Genomic DNA, 14,027 nt, shown 5'->3' on the forward strand with positions numbered 1-14,027 from the left:
TCCCTGTTCTAGAGCGATGCGATCAGTTTGCCCCTTGGGCGGTGAAGTTTGTCTCGAAAAAGCGCAGCCAGTTGTCGCCCATCAGCCCGGCGACCTCCGCCTCGCTGAAGCCGATTTTGCGCAGGCCCGCTTCGATATTGCCAAAGTCTCGGTTATCCTTGAACCACTCGGGCTGTGGGGGAAAGCCGGGGGCGGCGGCCGAGCCTTCGCCATAGTCGATTTCCTTGGACCAGCGGCCCACGCGCATCCATTCGACCACGCTGTCGGGCTGATCCTGACACAGATCCGATCCGATCCCGAAATGCTCCACCCCAAAGCGTTCAGCGGCGGTGGCGATCATCTCGCAGAAGCTTTCCAGCGTGCAGTCGGATTTGCCCTTGAGGTGATGCGGATACATGGAAAACCCCATCATACCGCCGTTTTCGGTGATCGCGCGCACCACGTCGTCGCGTTTGTTGCGCAGCGCGGGTTGCCAGGAATGCAGATTGGCATGGGTGATGGCAATCGGGCGCTCGGACAGATCCGCCGCCTCAATGGTGGAGCGGTCGGCAGAATGCGACATGTCCACCACCAGCCCGACGCGGTTCATTTCTTTGATGACCTGTTTGCCCATGCGGGTGATGCCGGGGTCTTCGGCCTCGTAACAGCCCGTGGCCAGAAGCGACTGGTTGTTATAGGTCAGCTGCATGAACCGCGCGCCCAGATCGTGCAGGATTTCGACAAGGCCGATATCGTCCTCGATGGGCGACGGGTTCTGAAACCCGAAGAAGATCGCGGTGCGCCCGGTCTCTTGCGCGCGGCGCACGTCATCGGCCCAACGGCCCTTCATGATCAGGTTCGGATATTGCTCGAACCAGCGATTCCAGGCTTCCATGTTGAGAACGGTCTCACGGAAATTCTCGTGATAGGAGATCGTGACATGCACCGCATCCACGCCGCCCTCGCGCATCTGGCGAAAGATCTTTTCCGACCAGTTGGCATATTGCAGGCAGTCTATGCGCACGCTCATGCCGGATCACCGGCGGCGATATAGGCGGTTTTCACGGTGGTATAGAATTCGCGCGCATGAATGCCTTGTTCGCGCGGTCCATAAGAGCTGTCGCCGCGCCCACCGAACTGCACATGGTAATCCGTCCCGGCGGTGGGCAGGTTGACGGTGACCACGCCGGTTTTCACGTTGCGGCGGAAATGCGTGGCGCGGGCGAGAGAGCGGGTCACGATGCCCGAGGTCAGGCCGAAATTGGTGTCATTGACCACCGAAAGCGCCTCGTCATAGCTGTCCACCTTGATCACGGCGGTCAGCGGGGCAAACATCTCTTCGCGGTTTATCGCCATGTCATTGGTGGTGTTCAGGAACACGCCGGGCGACATGTAATAGCCCTCATGCGGCATATCGAGCCGCACGCCACCACAGGCCAGTTCGGCGCCTTCGGTCTGACCCAGCTCTGCATAGGCGAGGTTCTCGTTCAGCTGCTGCTCGGAGACGACAGGGCCCATCTGCACACCGTCTTCCAAAGCGTGGCCGACCTTCATGGCCTTTGCTCCGGCAACCAGTTTTTCCACAAAGGCGTCGTGAATGCCCGCATGCACCACCAGACGGGACGAGGCGGTGCATTTTTGCCCCGAGCCGCCAAAAGCTCCGCCCAGGGCCAGCGACACGGCGAGATCGAGGTCGGCGTCGTCCATCACGGCGAGGGCGTTCTTGGAACCCATCTCCATCTGCACGCGCGTCAGGTTCTGGATAGCGGCCGAAGCGATGCCCTTGCCCACGGGCACGGAGCCGGTGAAGGAAATGGCATTGACCATCGGGCTTTCCACCAGTCGCTGCCCCACATCGCGCCCTGCGCCCATCACCAGGCTGAACAGAGCTTTGGGGATGTCCTGGCGGCTGATGATCTCGGTCAGCGCCACGGCAGAGGCCGGGGTAACATTGGCAGGCTTCCAGAGCACGGCATTACCATAGGCCAGCGCGGGCGCGATTTTCCACGATGCGGTGGCGGTGGGGAAATTCCACGGGCTGATGATCGCCACGGTGCCGACGGGTTCGCGGCGCACGTCGATCTCGATATTCGGGCGCACGCTGTCAGCATTCTCGCCCAGCTGGCGCAGTACTTCGTGGGCGTAGTAGGTAAAGAACTGACCGGCGCGATAAACTTCACCCTTGCCTTCGGCCAGCGGCTTGCCTTCTTCGCGGCTCAGCAGGGTGCCCAATTCCTCGGCGCGGGCCATCATCTCGTTGCCGATGGCCATCAGCACCGCCTGCTTGCGCTCCAGCCCGTAGGCGGCCCATTCCGCCTGTGCCGTGCGGGCTGCTGACAGCGCATCGTCAAGCTGTGCGGCGCTGGCTTGGGCATACATCCCGATCAGGTCGCTCAGGTCCGAGGGGTTGCGGTTCTCGATTTCGGACGTACCTGCGACCCATTCTCCGGCGATGTAGTTGCTATGGATCTGGGTCATGAGAGTCGTCCTCCGATTGTGTTTGCGCAGTGTGCGGCATAAATTGCGATTACCGCAGCCTCAAAAGGACACAGATTGAGAATTAAGGCAATCTAAAATAAATGTAATTTATTTCAGGATGTCTTAATTATAGGTCGTGCCGCGGAGAAATCCGATTGCCGGATCGCTGTTACCAAGGCCCGCGCCGCCGGGGTGAGCATCGTGTCAGGGGGCGTGACGATATAGACTTCGCGCCGCGCGGTGCTGTCGGTGAGGGGCAGAAACTCCAGGTCGTCATACTCGGGAAGGATCGCAAGCTCGGGCAGCAGGGTGACCCCGACCCCCGCCCGCACCAGCGACAGGATTGAGGCGGTGTTGCGCACCATCAGGCGTGAGGATTCGAGGATCGGCACGAACCCCTCGTCGCGGATATGGCTGCAAAGCCCGTTGGCGATAAAGTTGACCCCGTCCAGATCATTCCAGCTCAGCCGGGTCCAGTTGCGAGCCAGCGGATGATCGACGGGGCAGACCACGCCGAACGCATCGGTGAAGGCCAGCTCCCGTTCGAAGCCGGGGATCGGCGCGAGGCTGGCAATGCCGATATCGGCACGCTCCGAGACAAGCTCGCGATGCACCGAACGGCTGTCGGTGTCGATCATCTCGATGGAAACACCCGGATGCTGTTTCAGATAGGCCTCCAGAATGGGTGGCATGACGGTCTGCGCCACGGAAGGTGTGACCGCAACTCTTACATGCCCCTGTTCCGCGCGGCTCAGCCCTTCGATGGCCTGAACGGTCCGGTCGAAATGCGCCAGTTCCCGGCTTGCCTCGGCATAGATCATCTCGCCCAGGGGGGTGAGCCGGGATTTGCGGGTGCTCTCGAAAAGCGGCGCGCCGATGTGGTCTTCAAACTGTTTGAGCATCATGGAGACAGCCGACGGCGTGCGCCCCAACGCGTCAGCGGCATCCGCAAGGCTGCCATATTCCGCAACCATGTGGAAACAACGCAACATCTCGATCTTGATCGCCAAGTTCAGCCTTTCTGAAGTCTGTTTCAGATTGTCGCGAATAAACTGACCTCTGCCCCAGAGTCAATTTCTCTTATTCGCGGGTTTGCGATGCGAAACGCAAGCCCCAAAGCCCTGTTTTCATGGGTAAGGTGTCGTAAAACGGGCATATTTAGCCTTAAAAGGGTGGCGGCTCTCAGAATCGCTGTTAACAATGTGGCAGGGTACAACAGAGACCTGCGCCTCTTTCATGAGACGTTAACAGGGAGAAATCTTATGACCGAATCTGATATGCGTCAGGACGTCCGTCCTGTCGTCAAAAAACTCGCCGAAGACACGAAGGCCGGCAAAATGGACCGCCGGGAGTTCATGGCCCTGGCCAGCACGTTCGGGGCCAGCTCGGCCGCGGCCTATGGCTTGCTCGGGATGGCGGCACCAACCCCGGCCAATGCGTCGGAGGGCAAGAAAGGCGGCGTCCTGCGCGTCGCATCCCGCGTGCTCGAGATCAGCGACCCGCGCAAGTATGCCTGGACCGAACCGGGCAACCTGGCACGCATGTTCTGCGAGCCGCTTGTACGTTGGGACATGGATTTCAGCTTCACCCCGATGCTGCTGGAAAGCTGGGAAGTGTCCGATGACGCACAGACTTACACGCTGAAGGTCCGCCAGGGCGTGACCTGGAACAACGGTGATACGTTTGACGCTGATGACGTCATCCACAACATCACGCGCTGGTGCGACAAGGCGGTTGAGGGCAACTCCATGGCTTCTCGCATGGCAACGCTGATCGATCCGGAGACCAACAAGCTGGGTGACGGTGTCGTTGAGCGGGTCGATGACTATACAATCAAGCTTAACCTGCCCAGGCCCGACATCACCCTGATTGCCGGTATGGCGGACTATCCGGCTCTGATCGTGCACCGGAGCCATGGTGACGATGGCGATCTGGCGGCCAATCCGATCGGCACCGGCCCGTTTGAGTTGGTTTCCGTCGAAATCGGGACGGGCGCCGAAGTGAAGCGTCGCGAGAACGGCTCATGGTGGGGAGGCGAGGTTTACCTTGACGGCGTCAAATTCATCGATTTTGGCACCGATGGCGCGGCGGTCGTTGCCGCGTTCGACGGCGGTGAGATCGACCTCAATGACGAAACCACGGCCGACTTCATCGATACGCTGGACGGTTTGGGCCTCGAGAAGAAAACCAAGGCCACGGCGAACACCATTGTCGCCCGGATGCGTGCAGATACGCCGCCCTATGATAGCAAAGAGCTTCGCAATGCGATCCAGCTTGCTGTTGATAACTCAGTGACGTTGCAGCTGGGTATCAATGGGGACGGGATCACGGCGGAAAACCACCATGTCGCGCCGTTCCACCCGGAATATGCCGAACTGCCTCTGATCGCGCCGGACCCGGCGAAGGCCATGGAAATGGCGACGGCGGCAGGCCATGCCGAGACCGAGATTGACCTCATCTCGATCGATGGCGACTGGCGCACGGTGACCTCGGATGCGATCGGCGCCCAGCTGCGCGAAGCCGGATTCAATATCAAGCGTACGGTGATCCCGGGCTCGTCCTTCTGGAACGACTGGACGAAGTATCCCTTCTCGACCACCAACTGGGGCCCGCGTCCCTTGGGGGTTCAGGTGCTGGTGCTGGCCTATAAGGGCGGCGAAGCATGGAACGAGTCGGCGCATAACGACCCGGAGTTCGACGCGATCCTCGAAGAAGCCGTGGGTGTGTTCGATGCCGATGAGCGGCGCAAACTGTCGGCCAAGCTGCAGGCCCGTCTGCAGGACAATGGTGCGATCATTCAGCCCTTCTGGCGTAACCAGACGCTGCACCATACGGCGGCTGTGAAGAATGTGGAGCGCCACCAGTTCCGCGAAATGCATCTGGAAAAGGTCTGGCTCGACGCCTGAGTCTTTTGCGATGTGACGATTGCGGCGGTCCTTGCGGGGACCGCCGTTTTCGTGAGAAGTCACTCTCCTCAGTACCAGGATCGGCCTGGTTCCACGAAGGTGCGTGAAATCACGCACCCTACGCCAGATCATGTCGCGAAAAGCCTGTTCCCTGCTTTGGCGATACGCCTGAGGCGCTCGCGCGGGGCTTTACTCGGCGGCGATTTTGATGACCGGCTCCATCCGCGCGAGGATATCATCGGCAAGGTGGCATTTGAGCTGATGCCCGTCCGCCAGGACGCGCACCGGCGGCACCTCTTTCTCGCACAGGCCCCCGGGCACCTCCGATTTCCAGCGGCAACGCGTCTGGAACGGGCAGCCGGGCGGCGGGTTCATGGCCGAGGGCACATCGCCTTCCAGCACGATATGCTTTTTCTCCACATGGGTGTCGGCGATGGGTACGGCGCTCAGCAAAGCCTCGGTATAGGGGTGATAGGGCGGTGAGAAGACCTGTTCGGTCGTGCCCAGTTCGACCACGTGGCCGAGATACATCACCATAACCCGATCGCTCAGATAGCGCACGATGGACAGATCGTGGGAAATGAAAAGCAGCGTGGTCTTTTCCTTGCGCTGGATTTCCATCAGCAGATCCGTCACCGCCGCCTGAACCGACACATCGAGCGCCGAGACGGGCTCGTCCGCCACCACGATGCGCGCGCCACCGGCAAAGGCGCGGGCAATGCCGACACGTTGTTTTTGCCCACCCGAAAGCTGGCGCGGCATCCGCTCGGCAAACTCGCGAGGCAGTTTCACCAGGTCCAGAAGGCGCATCATTTCGTCATGGCGGTCCTTGTCGGAATTGCCTTTGCCGAACACTTCCAGTGCGCGCATGATCTGGCGGCCCACGGTCATCGACGGGTTGAGCGTGTCGAACGGGTTCTGGAACACCATCTGGATGTCAGCGACGGTCTGGGTGTCGCGCTGTTCGATCGGGGTCTGTTCGATATTGCGGTTGTCGAGCAGGATTTGCCCGTCGGTCGCGGTTTCCAGCCCCATGAGCACCTTGGCAAAGGTGGATTTACCGCAGCCGCTTTCGCCCACGATGGCCAGGGTCTCGCTTTCGCGGGCCTCGAAGCTAAGCGTTTCGTTGGCCTTCACGACCTTCTTGTCGCCGGATGATCCAAAAAGCGCGTTGGCGGCCACCTCATAGTATTTCTTGAGGTTGTCCATCTTGAGCACGACCTTGCCCTTTTCGGTCGCCTCGGTCTGCACCGCGGCGGCGATGGGCGCGTTCCAGTCGATTTCCCCGAAGCGCACACAGCGCGAGTAATGCCGGTCATCGCCGTCGATCTGCTCCATCGGGATGGCGATATCCTGATTGCAGCGGCCCTCTTCGAAATAGTCGCAGCGCGGGCCGAAATTGCAGCCATTCGGGCGCTCATGCGGCAAGGGAAAGTTGCCGGGGATCGCCACCAAGGGCCGCGCATTCTTGTCGGCGCCGGGCAGGGGGATGGAGCGGAACAGGGCCTGCGTGTAGGGGTGCTGCATCTTGTCGAACACGTCCTTGATGCTGCCGGTTTCCACAGCCTCGCCGGAATACATCACGCAGATGCGGTCGCAGGTTTCCAGCACAAGGCCCAGATTGTGCGAGATGAAAAGCATCGAGGTGCCGTATTTCTTGCCCAGGTCTTTCACGAGGTCGACGACGGCGGCCTCCACCGTCACGTCAAGTGCGGTGGTGGGCTCGTCCAGGATCAGCAGCGATGGCTTGGACATCAGCGCCATGGCGATGACAATGCGCTGCTGCTGGCCGCCCGAAAGCTGGTGCGGATAGCTTTTGAGGATGCGCTCTGGATCGGGCAGTTTCACATCCCGCACCACGTCGAGCGCGCGTTGCCAGGCTTCTTTCTCGCCGATCCCTTCGTGGATCATGGGCACTTCGATCAGTTGCTTGCCGATTTTCATCGCCGGGTTCAGTGAGGCCATCGGCTCCTGATAGATCATGGCGATCTCGTTGCCGCGGATATCGCGCAGTTCCTCGGCGCTCATCTGGCTCAGGTCGCGGCCCTTGAACTTGATCGTGCCGCCCACGACGCGGCCGTTCACGCCAAGGTCCTGCATCACGCCAAGCGCCACGGTGGATTTGCCGCAGCCAGACTCTCCCACCAGGCCGACCGCCTCACCGGGTTGGACTTCGACGGAGAAGTCCATCACGGCGGGGATTTCGCGCAGGCGGGTAAAGAACGAGATCGAAAGCTGATCAATCTCAAGGATCGGGCCGTCATAGTCTTGCAGTTTCGACATGGGCTTAGTCCCTCAGGCTTTCTTCGCGCAGACCGTCGGCCAGGAAGTTCAGCCCCAGCACGAGGGTGAGCAGCGCGAGGGCCGGCGGAATGGCGATATGCAGGATATTGGCAGAGAGCAGGCGGCGCCCGTCGATAATCATCTTGCCCCAGTCGGCGCTTTCCGATTCGAGGCCAAGGCCAAAGAAGCCGAGCGTGCCGAGCAGGATCGTGGTGTAGCCGATCCTGAGGCAGAAATCGACCAGGAGAGGCCCGCGCGCATTGGGCAGGATTTCCCAGAGCATGATGTACCACGGCCCTTCTCCGCGCGTCTGGGCAGCGGCCACATAATCACGCGTTTTGATGTCGAGAGCGAGGCCGCGGACGATCCGGAACACCGTGGGCGAATTGACGAAGACCACCGACACGAACACCACCAGAAGGTTGGGCGGGAAGGAAATGATGCCAAGCGGGTCCATGTCCCAGGCGATGCCCAGATAGGCCCAGAGCCCGATCACAAGCGTGACGGCGAGGTAGACATTCCGCTTTGCGGGCTGCGTGTGATAGCGCGAGTTCCACAGGATCACGAGGAAGATCACCGGGAAGATGAAGAGCACCCCGGCCATATAGACAGGTATCCCTGTCAGCACGATCTCGGGCGTGACCAGCAGATAGAAGAGCAGGATCACAGGGAAGGCCAGCACCAGGTTTGCGATGAAGCTCAGCACGGTGTCGAACTTGCCGCCGTAGTAGCCCGCAGGCAGGCCCAGCGTGATGCCCACCATGAAGGCAAAGATCGTGGCGAAAGGCGCGATCAGGATGACCTTTATCGAGCCCGCAATGACCCGGCTGAACACATCCCGGCCCAGGTTGTCGCCACCCAGCAGATAATAGGCCCCGGCCTCGGGATCGGGGGTGCCGATCAGCTTGGTATAGGGCGTGCCGGGCAGTTTCTTTTTCATCGATGCGGACTGATCCAGCGGATCATGCGTGGCGATCAGGTCGAACACCCCCGCAAACACGGCGGTGTAGACCCAGAACAGCACCAGCGCGAGGCCGATCATGCCGATCGTGCTGTCGAAGAGCTTGCCATAGAGGCCCAGCTTGCGCTTGTACGTGATCGAGACCGCGAAGGTGATCACCAGCGCGATCAGCGTGGGCATGAATTGCAGGATGATCTGGGTGATGATGCCGCCCCAGGAGAGTGCGTCGTTCATGATCTCTCTCCTCTCACGTCACGCTGATGCGCGGGTTGAGGTAGACATAGCCGATATCTGATATCAGCTGTGTCACCAGCACCACGATCACCGAGATGACCGAAACCGCAAGCAAAAGCTCGATGTCATTATTGCCCGCGGCCAGCACCAGCACCCAGCCGAACCCCTTGTAGTTGAAAAGCGTCTCGACGATCACCACGCCGTTCAGAAGCCAGGGGAATTGCAGCATGATGACGGTAAAGGGCGCGATCAGCGCGTTGCGGAGCGCGTGTTTCAGCACGATGTTGCCAAAGCTCACGCCCTTGAGCCGCGCGGTGCGGATATATTGCGAGGTCATCACCTCGGCCATGCTCGCCCGCGTCATCCGCGCGATATAACCCATGCCATAGGCGGCGATGGTCAGCACCGGCAGGAAGAAATTCTCGAAGGTGATGTTGTCCATCGCCGTGGTGGCCGTGCCCTTGAACCATTTGAGCCCCACGGCGGAGCTTGCGAAAATGGCGATGAACAGAACGCCCGAGACATATTCGGGCGTGGCTGTCGTGGCGATGGAAAAGGTGGACAGCGTGCGGTCCGTCCGCGAGCCTTCGCGCATGCCTGCGAGCACGCCGATGATCAGTGCCGAGGGCACCATCAGCAGCATGACCCAGAACATCAGGATACCGGTAAGTGCCAGTTTTTCCCTGATGATTTTGCCCACATCCTCCTTGATCACGGTGGATCTGCCCCATTCGCCCTGGAGCACCCCACAGAAGCGGGGTGCCTCCTCGATGGGTTGGCCGGGAGCGGCGCATTTGGCGCGTATGTTCCCGTCGGTGCCTTCGATCACATAGCCCGGGAGAAACCCGAGCCACTGGCCATATTTGACGATCGTGGGCTGTAAGTATCCGTTGTTGTTGAGATATGTCGCAACTTCCCCATCCGACATGCGGAAGTTGCCCTGGGTCTTGGCCAGCTTCTCAAGGTTCGGATAAAGATTGGTCAGAAAGAAAACGATAAACGTCAGGCACAGCGCAGTCAGCAGCATAACCCCCACTCTGCGCAGGATGAACTTTCCCATCAACGCCCCCCTGTCGGTCGTTGTCTTGCTTGTTTTCAGGGGAGGCTAGAGGAACTCGCGCATCAGGTCCAGATGCTTATCCTCAGGTCCGGCCATGCAAAAGCGCCCAGCCGAAGCCGGGCGCTTGAGTGCGGATATTCAACAGGTCAGTCCCAGCCGGCCTCGTTGAAAATCTTCTGCGCCTTCGCGGCATTGGCGCTGAACACCGCTGTTGGCGTGGTGGTGTCGGGCTTGAACTCGCCCATCGACACCGCTTCGGGACTTGCGGGGATCCCATCCACCGCCGGATATTCGTTGTTCTGGCTGGCAAAATGCTGTTGCGCGAAATCGCCCGTCAGGAATTCCATCAGCTTCAGCGCATTCTCTGCGTTGGGCGCATTGGCCAGCATGGCGGCGGTGGTCAGGTTCACATGGGTGCCGCGATCCTCCTGGTTGGGCCAGACCCAGCCGATATTGTCGGTCTTGCCGCTCAGCCCTTCGACGTCTTTCTCCAGCGCGCGGGCAAAATAGTAGTGGTTCGAGACGGCGATGTCGCATTCGCCAGAAACGATTCCGCGCAGCTGATCCGTGTCGCCGCCCTGCGGCTCGCGCGCCAGGTTGTCGCGAATGCCGTTGGCCCATTCTGCGGCGGCCTCTTCGCCATGCGCCTCAATGATCGACGCCATCAGAGACTGGTTGTAGATATTCGACGAGGTGCGAATGCAGATTTTGCCCTTATAGGCGTCATCGGCCAGCGCTTCATAGGTTTGCGGCGGGTTATCGACGCGGTCTTTGGCATAGAAAATGATCCGCGTGCGCTGCGAGACACCGAACCACAGATTGTCCGGGTGTTCCATATGGTCCGGGATGCGGCTTTCGATGGTGTCCGACATGTAGGCCTGCAACAACCCTTCGGCCTCGGCGCGATCCATCCGGCCGACATCCACGGTCAGCAGAACATCCGCGGGGCTGTTGGCGCCTTCGGCCTTGATCCGAGCGATCAGTTCATCGGCTTTGGCCTCGATGCGGTTCACGGCGATGCCGGTCTCTTCGGTGAACTTGTCATAGAGCACATCGTCGGTGTCGTAATGGCGGCTGGAGTAGACATTGACCTCCTGCGCGAAGGCCGGTGCGGCAATGGCCACAAGGGCCGCGGCGGCGCAGGTCAGCTTGAGCGGAGCAAGGGTGCGTTTCATCGGTGAGTCCTTTTCCGAGTAAATTACTCAGGCACTAATTCAATTTCCGAGTAAAAGAGTCAAGAGAGCATTTCAAAAATATCCGCGGCCCGGTGACCTGCCTTTGGGATTTTGGTGGCGAGCGGTTCACAATCGGTTCAGGCGATGTTTCCGATGAGAAACACCAGCACAGCCCATCGCCGCAAGAAGCGGCGGAAATGTCGGATTCGCAATCTGTATGCCGTTGCAGACCGGATAAACCCGGCACAGCAAATTTCTGCCCTGGCCTCAACGAAGGAACCGCCATGAGCTACAAATCCGATATCGAGATCGCCCGCGAAGCTAAGAAACGCCCCATCCAGGAGATCGGCGACAAGCTTGGCATTCCGAGCGAGCACCTGCTGCCCTATGGCCATGACAAGGCGAAGATCAGCCAGGCGTATATCAACTCGGTCCAGTCGAACAACAATGGCAAGCTGATCCTGGTGACTGCGATCAACCCGACCCCGGCGGGCGAGGGCAAGACCACGACCACCGTGGGCCTTGGCGACGGTCTGAACCGGATCGGCAAGAAGGCGATGATCTGCATTCGCGAAGCATCGCTTGGCCCGAACTTCGGGATGAAGGGCGGCGCGGCCGGTGGCGGCTATGCACAAGTTGTGCCGATGGAGGACATGAACCTCCACTTCACCGGGGACTTCCACGCGATCACCTCGGCCCATTCGCTGCTGTCGGCCATGCTCGACAACCATATCTACTGGGGCAACGAGGCCGGGATCGACACCCGCCGCGTGACCTGGCGCCGCGTCGTCGACATGAACGACCGCTCCTTGCGTCAGATCACCTCGTCGCTGGGTGGTGTGTCCAACGGTTTTGCCCGCGAAGACGGGTTTGACATCACCGTGGCTTCCGAAGTCATGGCGATCCTATGCCTCGCCAAAGACCTCAAGGACCTCGAGACGCGCCTTGGCGACATGATCGTGGCCTATCGCCGCGACCGCTCGCCGGTCTTCTGCCGCGACATCGGGGCCGAAGGTGCCATGACGGTGCTGTTGAAAGACGCGATGCAGCCCAACCTTGTGCAGACGCTGGAAAACAACCCGGCCTTCGTGCATGGCGGCCCCTTCGCCAATATCGCGCATGGCTGCAACTCGGTGATCGCAACCACCACGGCGCTGAAAATCGCCGATTACGTGGTGACCGAAGCGGGCTTCGGGGCCGACCTGGGCGCCGAGAAGTTCATGAACATCAAGTGCCGCAAGGCGGGGCTGGCCCCGTCGGCAGTGGTGCTGGTGGCAACGGTCCGCGCGATGAAGATGAACGGCGGTGTGGCCAAGGCCGATCTGGGCCCCGAGAACGTGGACGCGGTCAAGAAGGGCTGCCCGAACCTGGGCCGTCACATCGAGAACCTGAAGGGCTTCGGCGTGCCGGTTGTCGTCGCGATCAACCATTTCGTGACCGATACCGAGGCCGAAGTCGAAGCGGTCAAGGCCTATGTCAAGGAGCATGGTGCCGAAGCTGTCGTCTCTCAGCACTGGGAGCATGGCTCGGCAGGGTCCGAGGCGCTGGCCAAGAAAGTGGTCGAGGTGGTGGATGCGGGCAATGCCAACTTCGCGCCGATCTACCCTGACGAGATGCCGCTCTTCGACAAGATCCAGACCATCGCCAAACGCATTTACCGTGCCGATGAGGTGCTGGCCGACAAGAAGATCCGCGATCAGCTCAAGCTCTGGGAAGATCAGGGTTATGGCAACCTGCCGATCTGCATGGCGAAAACGCAGTACAGCTTCTCGACCGATCCCAACCTGCGCGGCGCGCCGACCGGGCATTCGGTGCCGATCCGTGAGGTGCGTCTGAGCGCGGGTGCCGGGTTTGTCGTGGTGGTCTGCGGTGAGATCATGACCATGCCGGGCCTGCCCAGCAAACCGGCTGCGATGAGCATCCGCCTCAACGAAGACGGCCAGATCGAAGGCCTGTTCTAAGAAAAAGGTGCGTGCAAGCACGCACCCTACGGGTTTGACGTAGGGTGCGTGATCTCACGCACCAGTAACGAAGGAAATGAAATGACGGCGCAAATCATTGACGGCAAGGCCTTTGCGGCCACGGTGCGCGAGAAGGTGGCGGGCCATGTGGCGCGGCTGAAGGAAGAGCACAACATCACCCCCGGTCTCGCCGTGGTGCTGGTGGGCGAGGACCCGGCGAGCCAGGTCTATGTCCGTTCCAAGGGCAAGCAAACCGTCGAGGTGGGCATGAACTCCTACGAGCACAAGCTTGACGCCGATACCTCCGAGGCGGATCTGCTGGCGCTGATCGACCAGCTCAACAACGACAAGGATGTGCATGGCATCCTCGTTCAATTGCCGCTGCCGGGCCACCTGAACGAAGATCTGGTGATCAACTCGATCGACCCGGCCAAGGATGTGGACGGGTTTCACATCTCCAACGTGGGCCTTCTGGGCACAGGTCAGAAGAGCATGGTGCCCTGCACCCCGCTCGGGTGTCTGATGATGCTGCGCGACTATCATGGCAGCCTCAGCGGCATGGATGCCGTCGTGATCGGGCGTTCCAACATCGTGGGCAAGCCGATGGCGCAGCTTTTGCTTGGCGACAGCTGCACCGTGACCATCGCCCACAGCCGCACCAAGGATTTGCCCGACGTGGTGCGTCGCGCCGATATCGTCGTGGCCGCCGTTGGCCGCCCCGAGATGGTGCCCGGCGACTGGATCAAGGAAGGGGCCACCGTGATTGATGTGGGCATCAACCGCATCGAGCGTGATGGCAAGAACAAGCTCGTCGGCGATGTGGATTTTGCCAGCGCATCCGAGCGGGCCGGAGCGATCACCCCTGTGCCAGGCGGCGTTGGTCCGATGACCATCGCCTGCCTGCTGGCCAACACCGTGACCGCCTGCTGCCGCGCGCATGGCCTGTCGGAGCCGGAAGGGCTGACCGCCTGAACCCCGCCTCAGTGAACA

Annotated in this window: 10 protein-coding genes; 3 read left to right on the plus strand and 7 right to left on the minus strand. The window is 60.6% G+C overall.

From position 1 onward, the window contains the following. Positions 1-22 precede the first annotated feature (22 nt). The 3 genes from EI983_RS04210 to EI983_RS04220 all read right to left on the minus strand — a co-directional run bounded on the left by EI983_RS04210 (position 23) and on the right by EI983_RS04220 (position 3,467). Positions 23-1,009 carry a membrane dipeptidase gene (locus EI983_RS04210; protein WP_157706152.1) on the minus strand — a complete coding sequence of 329 codons (987 nt, stop codon included), beginning with the start codon at positions 1,007-1,009 and terminating at the stop codon, positions 23-25. Continuing rightward, the gene (locus EI983_RS04215; RefSeq protein WP_157706153.1) at positions 1,006-2,457 is read right to left on the minus strand and encodes an aldehyde dehydrogenase family protein; all 1,452 of its coding nucleotides are present in this window, start codon (positions 2,455-2,457) and stop codon (positions 1,006-1,008) included. The genes EI983_RS04210 and EI983_RS04215 overlap by 4 nt, the downstream gene beginning before the upstream one ends. Before the next feature lie 113 nt (positions 2,458-2,570). Continuing rightward, positions 2,571-3,467: a LysR family transcriptional regulator gene (locus EI983_RS04220; protein ID WP_157706154.1), complete on the minus strand. Its 897-nt coding sequence runs from the start codon at positions 3,465-3,467 to the stop codon at positions 2,571-2,573. A 252-nt stretch (positions 3,468-3,719) separates the two neighbouring features. On the opposite strand from EI983_RS04220, the gene EI983_RS04225 reads away from it, so the two are divergent. Then, positions 3,720-5,363 carry an ABC transporter substrate-binding protein gene (locus EI983_RS04225; protein ID WP_157706155.1) on the plus strand — a complete coding sequence of 548 codons (1,644 nt, stop codon included), beginning with the start codon at positions 3,720-3,722 and terminating at the stop codon, positions 5,361-5,363. A gap of 189 nt (positions 5,364-5,552) precedes the next feature. Here the strand turns inward: EI983_RS04225 and EI983_RS04230 are convergent, their stop codons facing one another. From EI983_RS04230 to EI983_RS04245, 4 genes are all read right to left on the minus strand, one after another. After that, positions 5,553-7,646 carry a dipeptide ABC transporter ATP-binding protein gene (locus tag EI983_RS04230; protein ID WP_157706156.1) on the minus strand — a complete coding sequence of 698 codons (2,094 nt, stop codon included), beginning with the start codon at positions 7,644-7,646 and terminating at the stop codon, positions 5,553-5,555. Positions 7,647-7,650: 4 nt separating this feature from the next. After that, positions 7,651-8,841, minus strand: a complete 1,191-nt coding sequence (locus tag EI983_RS04235; RefSeq protein ID WP_157706157.1) for an ABC transporter permease — start codon at positions 8,839-8,841, stop codon at positions 7,651-7,653. A gap of 13 nt (positions 8,842-8,854) precedes the next feature. Continuing rightward, complete coding sequence (locus tag EI983_RS04240) at positions 8,855-9,901, minus strand: ABC transporter permease (protein ID WP_157706158.1); 1,047 nt, start codon at positions 9,899-9,901, stop codon at positions 8,855-8,857. Between the two features lie 146 nt (positions 9,902-10,047). Then, positions 10,048-11,076 carry an extracellular solute-binding protein gene (locus EI983_RS04245; RefSeq protein ID WP_157706159.1) on the minus strand — a complete coding sequence of 343 codons (1,029 nt, stop codon included), beginning with the start codon at positions 11,074-11,076 and terminating at the stop codon, positions 10,048-10,050. A gap of 284 nt (positions 11,077-11,360) precedes the next feature. Here EI983_RS04245 and EI983_RS04250 point away from each other — a divergent pair, with 284 nt between their 5' ends. Further along, the gene (locus EI983_RS04250; RefSeq protein WP_157706160.1) at positions 11,361-13,037 is read left to right on the plus strand and encodes a formate--tetrahydrofolate ligase; all 1,677 of its coding nucleotides are present in this window, start codon (positions 11,361-11,363) and stop codon (positions 13,035-13,037) included. Positions 13,038-13,118: 81 nt separating this feature from the next. Next, the gene (folD, locus tag EI983_RS04255; protein ID WP_157706161.1) at positions 13,119-14,009 is read left to right on the plus strand and encodes a bifunctional methylenetetrahydrofolate dehydrogenase/methenyltetrahydrofolate cyclohydrolase FolD; all 891 of its coding nucleotides are present in this window, start codon (positions 13,119-13,121) and stop codon (positions 14,007-14,009) included. Positions 14,010-14,027: the final 18 nt, after the last annotated feature.

The sequence above is a fragment of the Roseovarius faecimaris genome, from assembly GCF_009762325.1.
GTDB lineage: Bacteria > Pseudomonadota > Alphaproteobacteria > Rhodobacterales > Rhodobacteraceae > Roseovarius > Roseovarius faecimaris.